General features: G+C 43.3%; 16 protein-coding genes. 7 read left to right on the top strand and 9 right to left on the bottom strand.

What is annotated here, in order from left to right; all coding sequences use genetic code 11:
- Positions 1-67: 67 nt before the first annotated feature.
- From ACFS6H_RS19240 to ACFS6H_RS19225, 4 genes are all read left to right on the top strand, one after another.
- Entirely contained in the window at positions 68-685 is a 618-nt protein-coding gene (locus ACFS6H_RS19240) for a hypothetical protein (RefSeq protein WP_386102996.1), read from the top strand.
- Positions 686-695: 10 nt separating this feature from the next.
- Positions 696-1127 carry a hypothetical protein gene (locus ACFS6H_RS19235; RefSeq protein WP_386102993.1) on the top strand — a complete coding sequence of 144 codons (432 nt, stop codon included), beginning with the start codon at positions 696-698 and terminating at the stop codon, positions 1125-1127.
- Between the two features lie 142 nt (positions 1128-1269).
- Positions 1270-1590: a carboxypeptidase-like regulatory domain-containing protein gene (locus tag ACFS6H_RS19230; protein ID WP_386102990.1), complete on the top strand. Its 321-nt coding sequence runs from the start codon at positions 1270-1272 to the stop codon at positions 1588-1590.
- Positions 1591-1601: 11 nt separating this feature from the next.
- Positions 1602-1979, top strand: coding sequence for a carboxypeptidase-like regulatory domain-containing protein (locus ACFS6H_RS19225; RefSeq protein ID WP_386102987.1), 378 nt, complete (start codon positions 1602-1604; stop codon positions 1977-1979).
- A 51-nt stretch (positions 1980-2030) separates the two neighbouring features.
- Here ACFS6H_RS19225 and ACFS6H_RS19220 read toward each other — a convergent pair whose 3' ends face one another.
- The 9 genes from ACFS6H_RS19220 to ACFS6H_RS19180 all read right to left on the bottom strand — a co-directional run bounded on the left by ACFS6H_RS19220 (position 2031) and on the right by ACFS6H_RS19180 (position 15210).
- Positions 2031-4184, bottom strand: a complete 2154-nt coding sequence (locus ACFS6H_RS19220; RefSeq protein ID WP_386102984.1) for a S9 family peptidase — start codon at positions 4182-4184, stop codon at positions 2031-2033.
- Positions 4185-4210: 26 nt separating this feature from the next.
- Entirely contained in the window at positions 4211-5896 is a 1686-nt protein-coding gene (locus tag ACFS6H_RS19215; RefSeq protein ID WP_386102981.1) for a M1 family metallopeptidase, read from the bottom strand.
- Between the two features lie 343 nt (positions 5897-6239).
- Positions 6240-7118 (bottom strand): AraC family transcriptional regulator, encoded by an 879-nt coding sequence (locus ACFS6H_RS19210; RefSeq protein WP_386102978.1) that lies wholly within the window; start codon positions 7116-7118, stop codon positions 6240-6242.
- A gap of 320 nt (positions 7119-7438) precedes the next feature.
- Positions 7439-9196, bottom strand: a complete 1758-nt coding sequence (locus ACFS6H_RS19205; protein ID WP_386102975.1) for a DUF885 family protein — start codon at positions 9194-9196, stop codon at positions 7439-7441.
- A gap of 104 nt (positions 9197-9300) precedes the next feature.
- Positions 9301-10794, bottom strand: a complete 1494-nt coding sequence (gene araA / locus ACFS6H_RS19200) for an L-arabinose isomerase (RefSeq protein WP_386102972.1) — start codon at positions 10792-10794, stop codon at positions 9301-9303.
- A gap of 33 nt (positions 10795-10827) precedes the next feature.
- A complete protein-coding gene (locus ACFS6H_RS19195; protein ID WP_386102969.1) occupies positions 10828-11982 on the bottom strand; it encodes a galactose-1-epimerase in 1155 nt (384 codons plus the stop codon).
- 132 nt (positions 11983-12114) lie between these two features.
- Positions 12115-12816: an L-ribulose-5-phosphate 4-epimerase gene (locus ACFS6H_RS19190; RefSeq protein WP_386102966.1), complete on the bottom strand. Its 702-nt coding sequence runs from the start codon at positions 12814-12816 to the stop codon at positions 12115-12117.
- Positions 12803-14443, bottom strand: a complete 1641-nt coding sequence (locus ACFS6H_RS19185) for a ribulokinase (RefSeq protein ID WP_386102964.1) — start codon at positions 14441-14443, stop codon at positions 12803-12805. Before ACFS6H_RS19185 ends, ACFS6H_RS19190 begins: the two co-directional genes overlap by 14 nt.
- A 56-nt stretch (positions 14444-14499) precedes the next feature.
- Positions 14500-15210, bottom strand: a complete 711-nt coding sequence (locus tag ACFS6H_RS19180; RefSeq protein WP_386102961.1) for an NUDIX hydrolase — start codon at positions 15208-15210, stop codon at positions 14500-14502.
- A gap of 357 nt (positions 15211-15567) precedes the next feature.
- On the opposite strand from ACFS6H_RS19180, the gene ACFS6H_RS19175 reads away from it, so the two are divergent.
- The 3 genes from ACFS6H_RS19175 to ACFS6H_RS19165 all read left to right on the top strand — a co-directional run bounded on the left by ACFS6H_RS19175 (position 15568) and on the right by ACFS6H_RS19165 (position 19132).
- On the top strand, positions 15568-16449 hold the full coding sequence (locus ACFS6H_RS19175) for an AraC family transcriptional regulator (protein ID WP_386102958.1): 882 nt from the start codon (positions 15568-15570) through the stop codon (positions 16447-16449).
- Positions 16450-16615: 166 nt separating this feature from the next.
- Positions 16616-17566, top strand: a complete 951-nt coding sequence (locus ACFS6H_RS19170; RefSeq protein WP_386102955.1) for a dihydrodipicolinate synthase family protein — start codon at positions 16616-16618, stop codon at positions 17564-17566.
- Between the two features lie 84 nt (positions 17567-17650).
- Complete coding sequence (locus tag ACFS6H_RS19165) at positions 17651-19132, top strand: aldehyde dehydrogenase (NADP(+)) (RefSeq protein ID WP_386102952.1); 1482 nt, start codon at positions 17651-17653, stop codon at positions 19130-19132.
- Positions 19133-19358: the final 226 nt, after the last annotated feature.

Below are 19358 nucleotides of genomic sequence, written 5' to 3'. Positions count from 1 at the left end.
GATCTGAGATCTCACTTCTTAGATCCTTGTCTATATACTATTTTCTATATACTATTAACACGATACTATGCTTGCTGAATGGATGGGCTATGCGGCCTCCCTTTTTTTAATATTATCCTTATCGGTTACCAACAGTCTTAAGTTCAGGTGGCTGAATGCTGCCGGCTGTGCCTTTTTTGTAGTGTACGGGGCATTGTTAGGCGCGATACCTGTATTACTGACGAATGGTATTTTGCTGGCTATTAATATCTACTACCTGGTGAGCATCTACCGGTACAGCGAAAAGTTTGACCTGTTATCCTTCAGGGCTGATGACCAGGTTGCCCATCAATTTATTGATTATTATGAAAAGGGAATAAAGGATTATTTCCCGCATTTTAAACGGGAGCAGATCGGACACGATCAATGCATTAATTTTTTTGTATTGCGGGATATGGCCATTGCCAATATGTTCAGCGCCAGCATAACACCAGCGGGAGAAGCCATAGTGCATATTAATTTCACGGTGGAAAAATTCCGGGATTATAAAGTGGGGCGGTATATTTTTAAACAGGAAAAACAATACCTGCGGGACAGGGGCATTCAGAAAATAGTGTACCAGCAAATGCCCAACCGTAAGCATATTGAATTTTTAAAAGTGATGGGTTTTGTTCAGGAGGGAGATTACTGGGTAAAACTTATTTAATTTTGTGGTTATGAAACATCGTTTAAAGCCCGAGGTGGATATTGTACTGGATGTATTGGTTGCTGTACAGGCTGCAAGGCCCAACGATGCTTTTGTGCAAAGTATTTTACAACAGTACCGGGAGAGAGGGGGGCTGAGCAAAAAGCAACTGGAGGGTTTATATGGCAAGGCCAGCCGTATTGAAACAGTACCCCAGCATAAGCTGAGTACCCTGGAAGCCATCATTATGCGTAAGCATACCAAAGAAAAATCGGTATTACCGCCTGTTACTCCTTTATATACAAAAGATGAAGCGGCCGATGCCGTGATTACCACCATTCTGGAAAAATTTCCCCAGCATAAAAGAGTACTTTTCTTTAAAGCCAAAGTGGATAATAATGAACCACTGTCTGCCGCTGAATTAACTGAATTACAAAAGTTTGAGAAGCTGCTGAGTAAGTAAGTAAAGGTAACCTGCGGGTTATGTATGTGTAATGCACATAAAATATTAGTCTATAAATTTGGTAGACTAATAAAGCCGACTTAATATTGTGTTGTCAATTCACCTGTTATTTACTTATAACCTGTTTTGTAAACCAAGTGTTATGCGTGTAAAATTTATTGGCTGTGCGGCCGCCCTATTGATCATGACATTTTTTTTAACAGCATATAGTCCCGGTGCATCAAAAGTGACCATTAGCGGTAAAGTGCTGGATCACCAGACGGGGGAACCTATTGTAAATGTTTTGGTATACACCCGTGCCGGTGAAATAGAAGCGGTAACGGATAAAAGAGGATTTTTTAAAATAGAGACCTGGCAGGAGCTGCCTGTTGAATTGCAGGCTTTTCATCCTAAGTTCAATTCCTATAAAGTGCAATTGAAGCAGGCAGGGCAGGACCTGAAAATAAAATTACTGGCTAAATAAAACGCATTGAAATGATAAGGATCATCACCGCTTTACTCCTGATCATAGGAATAGTTGGAATTATAAATGCACAAAATAATGACCGTACATTGACGGGCATTGTAACCAGTAGCGAGGATGCTGCCCCGCTGGAAGGGGTGAGTGTATTTATTAAGGGAACCAACGCCAGTTCGGGTACACAGGCCGATGGTATTTATTATATTAAAGTAAAACCTTCCGATTCAGTGGTTGTTTTTCAGCTGGATGGCTATGAAAAGCAGGAGGTAAAAATAAGCGGCAATGCAGAGATCAATATCGGCTTAAAACGTCTTCCTCAAGTGTTTTTATATGATGATCAAAAATATAAAAACGTTCCGACAGATGTAATAAAGGCAAGCTTTCTCAGATAGTTTACAAACAATAAACCCCTCAGTTGAGGGGTTCGTTGTTTAATGAATGAATCACCTGCCGCCACCCGGGCAATAGGTTTTTAAGAAGTTGGTAAATAATTTAGATAAATGGGCCGAAGTGCCGGGCCCTTCATTAATGCTGTGTGAGCGGTTGGGGTAGCTCATCATCTGGAATTGTTTACCTTGTTTTATTAATTCGTTGATCAGTCTTTCTGCACCCTGGTAGTGTACATTATCATCGCCTGTGCCATGTACCAGTAATAAATTACCTTTTAAGTTCTTGGCATGCGTAATAGGAGAACCCTGTATAAAAGGTTCCCGGTTTTCCTGCGGCAGGCCCATATACCTTTCCTGGTAAATATTATCGTACAATAACTGGTCGGGTACCGAGGCAATGGCAATGCCTGTTTTATAGATATCGGGGTATTGGAATAACAGGTTTAAGGTAGTAGAGCCACCACCGCTCCAGCCATGTACTGCGATGCGTTCACTATCAACAAAAGGCCATTCCAGTATTTTTTTAGCAGCCATGGCCTGGTCGCGGATATTGATGATGCCAATATTCTGGTAAATAGCTTTACGCCAGGCAGCGCCTTTGGGCGAAGGGGTGCCACGGCCGTCCAGGCTTATCTGTATATAACCGTCGGCAGCCATATCACCGGCATATAAATATGTGCCTGCACTTCCGGCTGCGTCGTTTACAGTAGTAGAAGCAGGCTCGGCATATACATAAAATACAACCGGGTATTTTTTAGTATTGTCAAAATTCTTGGGTTTGATCATCCAACCATCCATGGTCACATTATCTGCGGTGGTCACCTGTATCATTTCCACATTGCCGCTAGGGGTCATATTCCTCGTGGTTTCCTTGATGGTCTTATGTCCCGGGAATGATACCCATTCGTTTACCCGCTGATTTTTATGATTGGAAAAATTATGCGTGGAGAATTTGCCATTGGGCGATAAGCTATAACTATGCGTACCTTCCTGGTCGGCAGGGGATAACAGCTCTAATTTGCCTTTACCATTGATGGCAGTACGGTACAGGTATTCCTGCGTGGCATTTTTGGGCGAAGCCATAAAATATACATAACCTTCTTTCTCGTTCACGGCTTTCAGGCTGATGATATCATAATCGCCATTGGTAATAAGGGTTTCTTTTTTACCATCGCTTTGTATACGGTACAGGTGGCGCCAGCCGTCTTTCTCTGATAATAATAAGAATTCCTTGCCATTATTGATCCATTTCCAGCCATTGCCATCCGTCGGGATCACATCGATCCAGGAGTTGTTTTTTTCGTGGTAAATACTGGTAACAGTTCCGGTTGCAGCATTACCCAGGAACAGGTTACTTTCATTCTGCTTACGGGTCAGTTGCTGCAGCATCACCGTATTACCATCGGTCATCCATTCCATAGCCGGTACATAGTGCTGGCGCGGATCACCGGGAATATTTAACCAGGTGGTACTATTGGGCTGATTTATATTCACAATACCAACTTTATAAGGTGAAGGAGCTTCTCCTACTTTTGGGTATTCCACCGGTATGGTGAATGAGTAAAGGGAATCGGTATTATTGATCATCAAAAAATTCCTGATCTGGCGGGCATCGATCTGCCAGTAAGCAATTTTCTTGCTGTCCGGGCTCCAGCGAAAGCCATCACGGCAACTGAATTCCTCTTCATAAACCCAGTCAAAAGTACCGTTGATCAGTCGGTCCGTACCATCGGTAGTTAAAGGTGTTATCACACCACTCGCAATATCCTCTACATAAATATTGTGTTTGCTTACATACGCTACCTTGGTATTATCGGGTGATATTTTTGCAAACATCAGAGAGGATGCAGGTTTGTCTTTTCCTAACTGGCGCAGGCTTTTGGTCTGCAGGTTTAATATCCAGTAATCACCGCGGGTATCCATACGCCATACCCGTTTTGTATTGGTGTAGATCAGTACCAGGTTACCATCATTACTGAAACTGAAATCCCTTACCGGTAACGGGCTGCTTGCTCCCTGCGGAGTGAGCAGTTCGGGTTTGATCAGTTCTGTTTTGGTAAAAGAAGGCAGGGCATAACTGACAATGGTTCCTCTTTCATTGGTGAAATAAGCGGTACCATCAGCATTCCACTTCATGCCGCGCTGGGCAAGCAGTATACCGGGAATACTGATAAAGAATAACACACAAAAATAAACTAGCTGTCGCATGATCGTTATATGGTTTGTTTAATATTTTATCGGGCAGGTTTTTCCGTTAATAAAACCGGCTTCACATAATACATAAAATCGATGGTCTCGATTTTTACCAGGGCGGCCTGGGCTGCGGATAAAGCGGTTGTTTTCCAGTTATCCGTTGGCAGCAGTTTCAGTGTAGCGCTTTTATCCGTAAGCGTAATGGGCAGGTTAAAACCTTTTACACAGTTTGTGTAACGGTAGGTAACCGATTTTTTATCGGGTGAAATATAAAACTCAAAAACAGGTATCTGTATCGTACGCAGGTACTGATCAAATACTTTATCGTAATTGAATTTTGCTTTTTGATTAATGTAGTTCTCCACTTGTTTGGTGGTAACGGTCTGGTGATAAAAATCCTTATTCAACCCCCTCAGTATATTACGGAACAACACATCATCATTTAACCCGTGACGGATACTGTGTAACATATTGCTGGGCTTGGGATACATATCGCCACTGCCCTGTGCATTTACATTATAAGCGGGGATCACTGTTTTGTCATTACGGATAGCGTTCCTTACACCACGGTTGTAAGCATTACCGGCATCTTTACCAAAATGATATTCCACAAACAGGGTTTCGCTGTAATTGGTAAAGCCTTCGTGTACCCACATATCCGCCAGGTCTTTCGTGGTAATATTATTACCAAACCATTCATGACCACTTTCGTGTATCACGATAAAATCCCATTTCATACCCCAGCCGGTACCACTGCCATCACGCCCACGGTAACCGGGTTTAAACCAGTTGCCATAGGAAACGGCACTCTGGTGTTCCATGCCCGTGTGTGAGGTCTCTATCAGCTGGTAACCGTCTTCATAAAAAGGGTAGGGGCCAAACCAGTATTCAAAGGCTTTCATGGTATTATGTACCTCGGTGGGTAAATAAGCTTTGCCTTTGGCCAGGTTATAATCCAGCACCCAATAGTTCAGGTCCAGTACACCTTTTTCGCCGTTGTATTTTTCTTTAAAACTTTCGTATTTGCCTATATAAGGAATAATGCAATAATTGTTGATAGGATTGGTAACTGCCCAGGTATAAGCAGCCGTACCATCCTGGTTGTTTTTATGTGATTGCAAACGGCCGTTGCCAATAGCTACCAGCGTATCGGGTACGATCATGGTTAACCTGGCACCTTTATCGGGCTCATCACTCTGGTGGTCCTTACAGGGAAACCAGATAGAAGCGCCCAGTCCCTGGCAGGCCACGGTCATCCAGGGGCGACCTAATGAATCCTTTGCCCAGATCCAGCCACCATCCCATGGTGCACGAACGGCTTCATGCACTTTGCCCTGGTAATAAATGGCTATATTATGCGTACTGTTCACGGCCTGGTCCGGCACTGTTACATGCCAGGCATTACCTTCCTTGATAAAGGATAAAGGCTTTTTACCGTTTAAAATAATACTGTCTATCGCCAGGGGCTCCTGCAGGTCAAGCTGCATGGTTTTACCGCGAGGTGCACTCACCACTTTATAGCTGATAATGTTTTTACCAATGATGGTTTTGCTGTTATAATCCGGTTTTACGGTTAAATCGTAATGTTGCACATCCCACCAGGTACGGGCAGGTAATAAACTGCCCCTTAAAGTATCGGCATGGGTAAATGTTTTATCCTTTTGTGCCATCACGCATGATGACAGCAACAGCAACGTAACACAAAGCGAAATAATTTTTGTAGCCATAAAATATATGTATATAAAACTGTTAGATCTTGTCAAATGTATCTTTTCTTCATCTCGTCAACCTGTCCTATTTTACCGGGTACTAACCAATAATTAACCGGTCCGTTTGTACATAAAGCTGTTTTTCGGTTCGTGAGACACGAACCGCGGCTTCGGGGTCGGCCTTTCTTAAAGCTGTTTTTATTATGTAACCAGCTGTAGTACTACTATCATCGTTCCTTGCGTCGCACACTTGTACGGCTGATTTGCTATTGGTCAAAGTTACGGTTCGTGTCTCACGAACCGCGGCTTGGTTGGCAACATTCATTACCAAATTTCCCAATCAACTAATTACCAAATTATCCTACCCCGTTTTCTGCGCATACTCTTTCTGGTATTGTCTTGGCGACATACCTGTTGTTTTTTTAAAAACCCGGTTAAAACTCACAATACTGCTGAAGCCCGCTTCAAAAGCCAGGGCAGCAATAGAGTCATAATTGCCGGCGACCAGTTTTTTAGAGGCCGCATTGATCCTGATCTCGTTTAAAAAAGTAATATAGGTTTTGCGGGTATGTTTTTTAAAATACCGGCAAAAAGCCTGTGGCGTTAAATGAGCAATGGAAGAAACTTTTTTAAGGTTAATATCCCCGGAATAATTATCCATGGTGTATTGGTATACATCATTCATCCTTAGTCCTTCCTGCTCTGTAAAATGGTGATCGGCACGGATGGTGGATAATACTTTAATATCACTGATCTCGGCAAGCTGTTGTAACAGTTCAATAAAACTGCTGATGCGGCCGGCCTGTTTACTGTCATGAACCTTTAACATAGCGGCTGCAATTTCGGCTTGTTTACCGGCAGGTACCTGCAGGCCGGTATGCATGGCCTGTACAAACTTACCGGCAGCATCCAGCTCGGGTAAGAGTAATAAATTTTTTAAAGGCCCCAGCGGGTTAAAAAAAATGGTCAGTGCGGTAACCGTTTTTTTATTTTTTTTCTCGAAATAAGACGGGTCGCTTTTAAATATGTGCGGCTGGTTGGAGCCGATAATATAAATATCGCCGGAATGAAAGGCCTGCATATAGTTACCGGCAATCAGGGTGCCGTTGCCGTCAATGATCCAGGTTAATTGTACTTCGTTATGACGGTGCAGGTAATTATAAAAATGCGGCATTACTTCATGCTGTGCCACCACGGTATTATCGCGGGAAACCGGTATGGTAAATTGTACTACTTTCATGTGTGCCGTCTGCAATTTATTTATTATTCTTTACTTTTTATTGCCGCCTGTACATTTATACTTAAACGTTTGCGTAAATGTTAAAAGCGCCGTTTCATTACCATATAAAAAAGCAGCGCTTAAAAAAGCACTGCTTACGATATATGCCATGAGAAAATGACTATGTTTATCCGGGAATATTTGTCACTAATAACGCTCCCTTTAACCCTTGCAGCAAAATTTTACAAAAAAATACCTGCTGTAAGTATTTCAAAGCTATACTTACAACAGGTATTTCTATGCCTGATAATTGATATTTATTGTACAGATATTAACTGTACTTATTTACCGTAGAACCGCCAGTTGGTAGTAAAGTTCTTTTTAAGCGGCTGGTTGGTTAAAATAGCCCGCAGCATTTCAATCGGAATATTATTTTCTCTCAGGATAGCATCATGGTACTGTTTGTAGGTCATCTTCTTAGTATCTACCAGTTCCTTCTTCAATGCATAAAACTGCAGGCCGCCGATCATATAAGCTATCTGGTACAGGGGGCCATAACCGCCTGTGAAGGAACGGCGTACTTCGCCTTCGGCATTGGCACGTTCATGCCCGACACGGTCCACCAGGAAGTCGATACACTGCTGCGGTGTCCACTTATTCAAATGATAATTAAGGGAGAATATGATACGGGCACAACGATGCATACGCCAGAACAGCATGCCAATGCGGTCTTCAGGCGAACGCGGAAAGTTAAGGTCCCATAATACCAGCTCCCAGTACAGTGCATTACCTTCAATCCAGAAAGGAGTTCTGAAATTGCGGTAGGTTTTGGAGCGGTTATTCATATACCCCTGCAAATGATGCCCGGCTATTAATTCATGATGCACCGTTGCCCTGGAGAAATGCGGGTTATTACCACGCATACTCATCAGTTTATCTTCGTACGACATGGTATTGGTAGGGTAGGATACAATGAGTGATTCACCTCCCAGGAAAAAAGGACTTACCAGCTGGCGTTCGGGACTCATCATATAAATACGCCAGCTTTCTTCGGCTAGTGGAGGTATGGTTAACAGGTCATGTTTCTTTAAAAAAGCAACAGATTGGTTGTACAGGTCCAGCATGGCTTCGGGTTGTTGTCCCGGTGCAACATAACTGTTCTTTACTTTTTCCTGGGCTGCTTTCCAATCAGTGCCAAAGCCCATTTCTTTGGATGCTTTTAATAATTCGGCATCACACCAGGCAAATTCTTTATTGGCAATTTCTACCAGGTCTTCAGGCGAATAGGGTATGAACTCCAGTTTCAGCTGGCGTATCAGTTCTTCCCTGCCGATGGGGTTACCAATAATACCGCTGCCATCATCTTTTTGCGAGCTGGTCTGTTTTCCTTTTTTAGAAAGGGCATCGACATATTTATTCAATTGTGCATCCAGTTCAGTATAGGTCTTGGGTACCCACCAGGTAAACATGGGGTCATAGCCATTATAAAAATCAAAATAGTTCTTTAAAATACCCTGTAATCCTTTTGCGGCAGCTGTGGCCATCTGTGCCTGGGGAAGGTCCATGTCCGGTTCTTTCTTCAGGCTTTCTATGGCTTTCTCCACATCCTTAATAATGCTGCTCATCTCTTTGGCCACTTCCTCACCCTTTACCGAAAGGCCACGTTTACGGGGCTTTTCCAGGTTGAATATCCTGTCAGAAAAACCAAGGTATTTACTAACCTGTTTGTATAATTGTGCTTCCTGGTTCAACTGGTACTGTTCGTCTTCCAGTTTACTTTTAAATAAAATATAATCAACCTTTCCGTTGATGCTGGTTTTATCAAAATCCGTTTTATCCAGTTCGCTTAAATAGGTATTGATCAAAGTCAGCAACCTTTCCCGGCGTTCGGGTGTATTGTAATTACCGCTGCCGCCACGGCCCCATTCACCGCTGCTGATGCCATAGAAACGGGTAATGCTGCCTTTATCGGCATTATAACGTACCATGATATCATGTATCTCACTGGTTTGTATATACAATTTATCGGTAGCTGTCTGTGCAAATAGCGAATAGCTAAAAAAGAAAAGCGCTAGCAGGATGCTATAGTTTTTTTTCATGCTGAAAGTTTTGAGGTAGACAAATATAAGGTATCGTTGTATGATATAAAAAGAGGCTGTCTTATCCGGGACAGCCTCTCTGATCATTCGATCGGTATAACCTGTTAGCGATAGTAAACTTCGCTCCAGCGTAATTGATTTTTTAATTCTGATAAACGGGTATTGTTATCTATCTGTACATACTCAATACCTGCCATGGCAGCAAAATCCTCAAACTGGTCGGCAGTAAGGTTTTGGCTGTAACCGGTATGGTGTGCCCCACCGGCGTATATCCACGCTGCCAGTGCATCATTCATATTAGGGTGTGGTTTCCATAATACCCTGGCCACCGGTAGTTTAGGCAGGTCTCTTTTGGGTGATACTGCTGTAACGGTATTAACCAGTAAACGGAAACGGTTACCCATATCTATTAATGAAGCATTCAGTGCGGCGCCGCCGGCAACATTAAATACCAGGCGTACGGGATCGGCTTTACCACCAATGCCTAAGGGGTGTATCTCGCAGGAAGGTTTATTATCGGCAATACTGGGACATATCTCCAGCATATGTGATCCTAATACCATCTCGTCATTGGGTTCAAAATGATAAGTATAATCTTCCATAAAGGAGTTACCACCCTGTAAGCCGGTTGCCATTACTTTCATGGCACGTACCAGCGCTGCAGTTTTCCAGTCGCCTTCGCCGGCAAAGCCATAGCCTTCATTCATTAAACGTTGTACAGCTATACCCGGTAATTGTTCCATACCATAAAGGTCTTCAAACGTATCGGAGAAACCTTTGTAATTACCATCCTGTAAAAAACGGCGCATCCCGATTTCAATACGGGCTGCTTCACGTAAAGAACTGTGTTGCTCACCACCTTTACGCAGCACATCCATTACTTTATAACTGTCATCATACTCCTGTACCAGTTTATCTATCTCGGCATCGGTGGTTTGTTTGATCACATTCACCAGGTCACCGATACCATGGGTATTGCAGGAAAAACCAAATTTCAATTCGGCTTCTACCTTGTCACCATCTGTAACTGCTACATAACGCATGTTGTCGCCAAAGCGTACAAAGCGTGCTGTTTGCCAGTCGTTCCATCCAGCTGCCACACGGGCCCATTTGGCAATCTGTAAAATAACGTTCGGGTCCTGCCAGTGACCAACCACTACTTTTCTTTCCAGGCGCATACGTGATACCATAAAACCAAACTCGCGGTCGCCATGGGCCGACTGGTTCAGGTTCATGAAATCCATATCAATATCGCTCCAGGGAATATCGCGGTTAAACTGTGTATGTAAATGTAACAGGGGTTTCTGTAATTTCTTTAAACCGTTGATCCACATTTTAGCTGGTGAAAAAGTATGCATCCAGGTAATGATGCCGATACAGTTTTTGCTGTTATTGGCTTCTGCACAAAGTGCCGTTATCTCTTCTGTTGATTTGGCAATGGGCTTAAAAATAATATTGATGGGCATATTTTCTGCCTCATGTAAAGCCTTTGTAATTACCTGTGAGTTTTGTGCTACCTGCTTCAGGGTCTCTTCGCCGTATAAATTCTGACTACCGGTGATGAACCAAAGTTCCAGTTCGTTAAAATGTTTTTGCATTATTTTCTGTTTATATAGGAGTAATGTTCCCTTTTATTTTATGATATCAAATTTGTAAATGGTGGTTTGTTTGTAGGTTTCACCCGGCTGTAAAATAGTAGTGGGAAAGTTGGGCTGGTTAGGACTATCCGGGAAATGTTGTGTCTCCAGGCATAGTCCCGCATGTTTTACATATTGGGTACCGCCACGGGTATTGGTCAGTGTACCATCTAAAAAGTTACCAGAATAAAATTGTATGCCCGGTTCAGTGGTCCATACTTCCATTTTACGGCCACTTACACTATCCGATAATTCAGCAACTCTTTCCAGGTTATTGCCTTTTTTATTCAATACCCAGTTATGGTCATAACCGCCTGTTACCTGGGCAATATCACGTCCAATTAATTTGGCGCTGGTAAAGTCCATGGCATTTCCTTTCACGGGTGTAAGCTCACCAGTGGGTATCAGTTTATCGTTTACTGCGGTATAGCTGTCGGCATTGATCCATAAATGATGGTTCAATATGGTAGCATCCCTGCCCGCTGATAAATTGAAATAAGCATGGTTGGTCAGGTTTACCGGGGTGGCTTTATCCGTAGTAGCTGTGTAATCTATCTTCAGTTCATTATTGCCGGTAAGGGTATAAACCACCTGTATGTTCAGGTTGCCGGGATAGCCCTCTTCACCGTCCTTGCTCAGGTAGGTTAATAAAAGGCTGCTGTCGCCGGGTTGTTTAGTGGCAGTCCAGACTACCTTGTCGTACCCTTTATTACCACCGTGCAACGTATTGCCATTGTCGTTGGAAGCCAGCTGGTAGTTTTGACCGTTCAGGGTAAATTTAGCATTGGCAATACGGTTGCCAAAACGCCCGATGAGGGCGCCAAAAAAGGGATTACCTTTTTGGGTAAAGCCGCTCAGGGAATCAAAGCCTAACACTACGTTACCATTCTTACCTTCCTTATCCGGCGTTAAAATATCGGTAACGGTGCCACCATAGTTAATAATACTTACCTGCATATTATGGGCATTGGTAAGCGTGTAACGTGTTATGGTATCCTTGCCCAGAATACCATAAAAACTTTCAGTAACCGGTTTATGCGCCTGCTTTTCCCCGGTATCGCCGGTGGCAGGTTGTTCGGTTGTGTTGTTGTTACAGGCACTGAATAGTACGGCAGCTACCAGCGCTAAAGAGGTGATTTTTTTTATCATGTACAATCGTTTTTATTGAATTAATTTTTATTTGTTAGTCAGCTGTATTACTACTTTCATCGTTCCTTGCGTCGCACACTTCAACTTCATCAATGCTAATCGGCATTATAAAAATGCAAAGTGTATATAATTTTATGACTGACCATAATACGAATCCGGCCCGTGTTTACGCTCAAAATGTTTTTTGATCAGGGAGTCTTTTAAACGTGGAGCACCGGGGTTTATCTGTTGTGTTAACAACGCCATTTGTGCAATGCTTTCCAGCACGGCACTATTGTACACCGCTTTTGCAGCAGTTTTGCCCCAGGTAAAAGGCGCATGATTGCCTACTAAGATCATCTCCACCTCTTTATAATCCATTTTTTTATGATTGAGGCAATTGATGATCTGGTAACCGGTTTCATGCTCATAATTGCCCTTGATCATTTCATCATCCATAGGTGGGGCACAGGGAATGTCTACGGTATTATGATCTGCATGAGTGGTACCAAAAATAGGAATATCCAGCTGCGATTGCGCCCAGGCTGTGGCATAGGTAGAGTGGGTATGACAAACACCGCCGATACTGTCCCATTCTTTATATAATACGGCATGGGTCTTTGTATCGGAGGAGGGGCGAAGTGTTCCTTCCACCACCTTGCTGTCCAGGTCAACGATCACCATTTTACCGGGCGTAAGTTCGTTGTAAGGCACGCCGCTGGGTTTAATGGCAAACACACCCAGGCTCCTGTCCAGTGCGCTTACGTTGCCAAAAGTGTACAATACCAAACCCAGTACAGGTAATTGCATATTGGCTTCATAAGCCTCCTGTTGTATATGACTATATTTTCCCATGTTCAATAAAATTTCCTGCTTGTTTATATTGTTCGTAACGTTTGGCGTACACTGCAGCAGTGCTTTCATCGGGGTAATAGGTTTTATCAAAACCTTGTCCCATCTGTGTCATAGCCTCTTCCACTTTTGTGTATACACCGGCTACGGTGGCGGCAAACATAGCAGCCCCGGCAGCACAGGTTTGTTCGCTTTTATGTATGCGTAAAGGCATGCCGATAATATTGGTCATGGTCTGCATGATATAAGGGGCTTTCTGTGCCACACCGCCCATACCAATTAATCCTTTTACCGGAACTCCCTGTTCTATAAAACGGTCTGTAATAGCTTTGGCGCCAAAGCAGGTGGCTTCCACCAGGGCTTTAAAAATACGGGGCGCATCCGTTGCTAAGTTAATGCCTTGTATACTGCCTTTCAATAACTGGTTGGCATCGGGTGTGCGGCGGCCGTTTAACCAGTCAACAGCCAGCTCATCATTTTCCTGTAAGGGTAATTGTTCCGCTGCTGCGGAAAGTCTGGCAATAATAGTATCACTTACCTGTTGTTGTATCGTTTCATCTTCAATCAAACTTAAAGGCCAGGTAAGTATATTCTTAAACCAGGCATATACATCACCAAAAGCCGATTGCCCGGCTTCCAGGCCGATCATACCGGGAATGATGGAGCCATTCACCTGGCCGCAGATACCTTTTACCAGGGTATCCTGCATGGCATCAACAGGCGCTACCAGCATATCACAGGTTGAAGTCCCCATTACTTTACTCAGGTAATAGGGCTCTATCTGTCCGCCTACGGCACCCATATGGCAATCAAAAGCGCCAATGCCGATTACAACGGTATTGGGAATACCTAAGCGTGTGGCCCATTCTTCCGAAATAGTGCCGGCAGCTTCGGCAGCAGTATAAGTGTGCTCAAAATTCTTTTGTGCATGGCCTGCCAGTAAAGGGTCCAGCGAGGTAAAGAAATCTTCCGGGGGCAGTCCACCAAACTCCTCCGCCCATAGGGCTTTGTGACCGGCACTGCAGATACCTCTTTTCAATTGGGTGAAATCGGTACCGCCGGTTAATAAGAAAGGTATCCAGTCGCAATGTTCTACAAAAGAATGGACATGCGTACGCAGGGTTTCGTTTGTACGTAACAGGTGTAATAGTTTAGCCCAGTACCATTCACTACTATAAATGCCGCCGACAAATTGCAGGTAATCAGTATCAAATTTTTGTGCATGGCTGTTGATCTCGGCCGCTTCTTTTGTTGCCGTATGGTCTTTCCATAATACAAACATGGCATCCGGCTCGTTTTCAAATTCGGGTAACAATGCCAGCGGTGTGCCGGCTTTATTTACTGCTACGGGTGTGGAGCCGGTGGTATCAATGGATATGCCCACTACCTGGCTGGCAACCGATCCACCTGCTTTTTGTAAACAGTCTTTAATGGTGTGTTCCAACCCCTCCACATAGTCTAATGGGTGTTGCCTGAAGCGGTGTGCCGCAGCATTACAATACAATCCTTTTTTCCAGCGGGGATAATGAAACACAGAAGTGGCAAGCTCTTCACCGTTATGAGTATTCACCAATACTGCTCTTACGGAGTCAGTACCATAATCAATTCCAAAAACAAATTTTTGCATCATGACAAGATAATTAGTGTAAATTTAACACTTATTAATTCGAATAAAAAAATATAAGCTTACATGGTCTTAAATGATACCGGTACGGGTATCATGGTTAAAAAGGCCTGGAAATTATTTTTATAACTTTTCTTATTTAGTTTATAGTAATAAGCTCCTTTCTTGGAGCTGGTTTTTTCTTTATCGTTTTGTTTTACCAATAAATTGGTTGACAGTACTTTCCGGTTGAAATTACGTTTATCCAGGCTGGTATTGTATAAGGATTCATACAGGCCATGTAATTGCGGGATGGTGAATTTGGTAGGTAACAGTTCAAACAAAATAGGATGCAGGGCCGCTTTATAACGTAGCTTTTCCAGTGCCATGGTGATCATATCCTCATGATCAAAGATCAGTTCGGGTAATTCGTTCAATGCAAACCACTCGGCATGATACGCTTCTGTAATTTGTTTTTCGTACTGCTGTATATCTATTAAAGCAAAATAAGCCGTGGATAAGGTTCTTTCGTAGGGGTCACGGTTGGGATCGCCAAAAGTATGCAATTGTTCCAGGTATACGCCGTGTAAGCCGGTTAATGATGATAATACCCGGTTGGCGGCCTGGTCCGGGCCCTCGGTTGGCTGGATAAAGCCGCCCATCAGGCTCCATTTACCCTCTTCAGGTTTAAAGCCACGTTGAATAAGCAGCACTTTCAATGTTTGCTCGTAAAAGCCGAAGATGATACAATCAACAGCAGCCAGTAATTTTTTTTGGTTCTTGTAAGATGTCATTCCCGCAGAATTGTTTCAAATCTAAGTAAACTACCCATATAGTTACGCATTAATCACCACAAAATATTCACGCAATCGTTGTAATACCGCCTCCTGCTAAAATAATACCGGTAATCGCTAAAATTATGTCATACCGGCAAATACCGGTTGCGGGTACTATCTCAGCGTTTCCATTCCCCGCTCTTGGGGTGTTCATTGCGGCAACCCATACAGATAAAGTGTTGTTTAGACAATTATTTTAAGTTAAAAAATGACCATCATGAACTAATTATAGTCATATTTTAACCTGTTTTGCTATTAAATGATTGTTAAGTGATAAAATAATGTAGTTTACGGGTACAACAACAGCTATAGAAAATGAAACCTCTCCAATTTACCGTTCCGGTTACTGCCGAAAAAACCATCATGGTCCAGGAAGACAAAGTGCCTCATTTTTACCCGCATTTGCACAAACATAAAGAGGCGCAACTGGTATGGATAGTAAAGGGTCAGGGCACACTGATAGCCGATAATACCATGCATTTATTTGAGCCGGGTGACATTTTTTTAATAGCACCCAACCAGGCACATGTATTTAAAGGAAGTGAGTCAGATATGGCGGTAGCTACACATGATACCATACATACCATCTCTGTTTTCTATGATCCCAATGGTAACTTAAGTAAGTTACTGGAATTGCCTGAGCTGGTACAGTTGAACGGTTTTTTAAAGGAATATAAAGGCGGGTTTAAGCTGGATCCGGCCTATTTCCGCCTGGTATCACAAAAAATAAAGTTGTTGAAAGAGGCCAGTCATATGGACCAGTTATTTCATTTTTTATCCCTGCTGCGGATATTCTGTAAAATGAATCCCAGGCCTCAGTCATTATCATCCGTACCTACCTATGAAAAAACGGGCGAGCGGGAAGGTGTGCGGATGGAGCATATTTATAACTATATCATGCTGCATTATCACCGTGATGTAACCCTGGAAGAAGTGGCAGCAGAAGCCCATATGACCTCGCAGGCATTTTGCCGTTATTTTAAAAAACATACCGGTGTAACTTTTGTTACCTTCTTAAACCAGATGCGTATCAGCGAAGCCTGTAAGCAACTTACGGTTGGTAAATACAATAGTATATCTTCTGTAGCCTATAACAGCGGTTTTAACAGTATTACCAATTTTAACCGTGTATTCAAATCCATTGCCGGCACTTCCCCCAAAGAATATCTGGATAAGTACAAAAAAAACCTTGCTTAGGCTATTTTCATTAATTTACCGGTTAATATTTGCACATTGTTTACTAATAAACAGGCGTTGTATAAATTATCGCTGAGCGATATTTGCCTGTAAGCCGATGCCCCTGTTCATACAAACTGATAAAGGCAAAGGAGTAATATTTTGACTAATTAAACTACAAATCATCATGAGTAAAACAGCGTTATGGCACGGTGTGTACCCGGCATTATTAACACCATTCAAAGCCAACGGGGACATAGATTATGACATGTTTCAAAAAAACCTGAACGCGCAGGTAGAAGCGGGTGTATCGGGTGTTATCCTGGCCGGTACCCTGGGTGAGGCCAGCACTTTAACCGCACAGGAAAAATTTGACTTATTGGTTTTTGCTAAAAAGAATGTACCTGCACATATACCCGTTTTACTGAATATTGCTGAACAGGCCACTGCTGTTGCTGTAGAGATCGCCAAAAAAGCGGAGAGTATTGGTGCAGATGGTTTGATGTTATTACCGCCTATGCGTTACAAGGCTTCTGATAAGGAAGTGGTGACTTATTTCCAGGCTGTAGCTTCAGCTTCTTCTTTACCTATATTAATATACAATAACCCGGTTGATTACGCCATTCATGTTACGTTGGATATGTTTGCCGAGCTGGAAGCTTACCCAACTATCCAGGCGGTAAAAGAATCTACCCGTGACCTGACCAATATTACCCGTATGATCAACCGTTTTGGCGACAGGTTTAAAATACTGGGTGGTGTTGATACCATTTCACTGGAGTCGCAGTTAATGGGCGCCAGCGGTTCGGTTGCCGGATTGGTTGATGCTTTCCCTAGAGAAACTGTAGCCATTTTTAATTTGGCCAAAGCCGGTTACCTGGAAGAAGCGTTAAAAATTTACCGCTGGTTCATGCCTTTGCTGGAATTGGATATTCATCCGAAACTAGTTCAGTATATTAAGCTGGCGGCGGTAGCGGAAGGTATCGGCAATGAACATGTAAGGGCTCCGCGTTTACCACTAGAGGGTGAAGAAAGAGCACGCATTCAAAAGATCATCGACACGGCTATTGCATCAAGGCCTGAACTACCTGATTATTTAGCTTTAGAAACTATTTCAAAAGAAGCGGTACTGGCCTGATATCCGTAACCTGTACCATGGATAAAAGCAGCGAAGACTTATTTTTTATAACGCCTGCTTTTACCACATAATTTTATAATAAGCATGAGTTTGAATACTACTATTACAGAGATAGATAACCTCCTGGAAAAAGCCCAGGAGGCTTTTTTTATTTTTAAAAATTTCACAGTAAAACAAAGAGCGGCTTTCATGCACCAGGTGGCTGATGCGATTGAAGCGCTGGATGATGAATTAATTACAACGGCACAGGCCGAAACCAATTTACCTGTTGCCAGGCTGCAGGGTGAAAAAGGCCGCACTGTTTTTCAATGGCGCAGTTATGCCGATGCCTTGCAAAGCGGTGTAGTATTGCCTGTTCGTATTGATACGGCTTTGCCTGACAGGCAGCCTGCTCCAAGACCATCTATCCGCAAAACATACACGCCGTTGGGGCCTGTAGTTGTTTTTTGTGCCAGTAACTTCCCCTTTGCTTTTTCCACCGCCGGCGGTGATACGGCTTCAGCTATAGCAGCCGGCTGCCCGGTAATTGTAAAAGCACATTCTGCCCATCCCAAAACATCGGGCATTATGGCGGCGGCTATTAACGGGGTTATACAAAAAGCAGGTTTGCCCGAAGGTTTATTCGGACATGTGTACAGCAACTCATTTGAGAATGGTACTTACCTGGTATCACACCCGGTAGTAAAGGCAGTTGGTTTTACCGGCTCACATGGTGGCGGCAAGGCCTTGTTTGACCTGGCCAATAAAAGAGCCGAACCTATACCCGTATTTGCGGAAATGGGCAGTGTGAACCCCGTGTTTTTATTAGCGCAAAAACTGAATAATGCAGCGGAGGAAGTAGCTAAACAATATGCGGCTTCCTTAACATTGGGTGTGGGACAGTTCTGTACCAATCCCGGTATTTTTGTAGCGCCGGAATCGCCTGCTTTGGCTACTTTTATTAATACCCTGGCACAGCAGATCAGTGCAACACCCGCAGCGCCCATGTTACATAAGGGTATTGCAGCTGCTTACCATACCAACAAAACAAATGTATTACAACAGCCGGCGGTTGAAGTAATAGCACAGGCTACCGAAGGCGCCGAAGGCTTTGGTAATGCGGCCATCGCTATTACCACGGCAGCAGATTTTATTGCCAATAAAAAACTATCGCAGGAAGTGTTCGGTCCCTTTGGTCTGTTGGTTACCTATAAAACACAGGAAGAGGCAGCAGCGATAGCCAAAGCCCTGGAAGGACAACTGACCATTTCCATTTGGGGTGAAACAGAAGAGTTAGCAGATAATAAAACGCTGATCAATATTGTTGAATCGAAATGCGGCCGTTTATTATTTAATAATTTTCCTACCGGTGTGGAAGTATGTTATGCTATGACGCATAGCGGCCCTTATCCATCCTGCAGCGACAGCCGTTTTACAGCGGTGGGTCCTGATGCCATTAAACGTTTTGCCCGCCCGGTGAGTTACCAGAACTGGCCCGATGCTTTATTGCCGGATGAGTTGAAAGATGAGAATGTATTGGGTGTATGGCGTACGGTTAACGGTGAATTGAGTAAGGAGAATGTTTAATTTGATAATTTGGTGATTTGGAAATTTGCTAATGATAAACCCGGATAAAACAGGGAATATTGTAAAATGGTGAATAGAATTGTTGCCGCACAAGTGAGTGACACAACGGAAGCACCATCAGGGGAGGGACGATGGTAATAAAACAAATTTTAGTTTACCAGCTGCATAGCCCTGATTGAACTGTTGTTGCGACGCTCCGTTCAACAGTAGTAATGCTATTCATCAT

It is taken from the genome of Terrimonas rubra (assembly GCF_042686025.1).
GTDB lineage: Bacteria > Bacteroidota > Bacteroidia > Chitinophagales > Chitinophagaceae > Terrimonas > Terrimonas rubra.
The sequence above is the reverse complement of the archived record's forward strand: the minus strand, read 5'-3'. Positions and strand labels throughout refer to the sequence as shown.

Coding starts and splice junctions, on each gene's coding strand:
- ACFS6H_RS19235 (WP_386102993.1), top strand. CDS start 696: ATGAAACATCGTTTAAAGCCCGAGGTGGATATTGTACTGGATGTATTG.
- ACFS6H_RS19190 (WP_386102966.1), bottom strand. CDS start 12,816: ATGGGAAAATATAGTCATATACAACAGGAGGCTTATGAAGCCAATATG.
- ACFS6H_RS19195 (WP_386102969.1), bottom strand. CDS start 11,982: ATGATAAAAAAAATCACCTCTTTAGCGCTGGTAGCTGCCGTACTATTC.
- ACFS6H_RS19240 (WP_386102996.1), top strand. CDS start 68: ATGCTTGCTGAATGGATGGGCTATGCGGCCTCCCTTTTTTTAATATTA.
- ACFS6H_RS19225 (WP_386102987.1), top strand. CDS start 1,602: ATGATAAGGATCATCACCGCTTTACTCCTGATCATAGGAATAGTTGGA.
- ACFS6H_RS19230 (WP_386102990.1), top strand. CDS start 1,270: ATGCGTGTAAAATTTATTGGCTGTGCGGCCGCCCTATTGATCATGACA.
- ACFS6H_RS19210 (WP_386102978.1), bottom strand. CDS start 7,118: ATGAAAGTAGTACAATTTACCATACCGGTTTCCCGCGATAATACCGTG.
- ACFS6H_RS19175 (WP_386102958.1), top strand. CDS start 15,568: ATGAAACCTCTCCAATTTACCGTTCCGGTTACTGCCGAAAAAACCATC.
- ACFS6H_RS19205 (WP_386102975.1), bottom strand. CDS start 9,196: ATGAAAAAAAACTATAGCATCCTGCTAGCGCTTTTCTTTTTTAGCTAT.
- ACFS6H_RS19180 (WP_386102961.1), bottom strand. CDS start 15,210: ATGACATCTTACAAGAACCAAAAAAAATTACTGGCTGCTGTTGATTGT.
- ACFS6H_RS19165 (WP_386102952.1), top strand. CDS start 17,651: ATGAGTTTGAATACTACTATTACAGAGATAGATAACCTCCTGGAAAAA.
- ACFS6H_RS19185 (WP_386102964.1), bottom strand. CDS start 14,443: ATGATGCAAAAATTTGTTTTTGGAATTGATTATGGTACTGACTCCGTA.
- ACFS6H_RS19220 (WP_386102984.1), bottom strand. CDS start 4,184: ATGCGACAGCTAGTTTATTTTTGTGTGTTATTCTTTATCAGTATTCCC.
- ACFS6H_RS19170 (WP_386102955.1), top strand. CDS start 16,616: ATGAGTAAAACAGCGTTATGGCACGGTGTGTACCCGGCATTATTAACA.
- araA (WP_386102972.1), bottom strand. CDS start 10,794: ATGCAAAAACATTTTAACGAACTGGAACTTTGGTTCATCACCGGTAGT.
- ACFS6H_RS19215 (WP_386102981.1), bottom strand. CDS start 5,896: ATGGCTACAAAAATTATTTCGCTTTGTGTTACGTTGCTGTTGCTGTCA.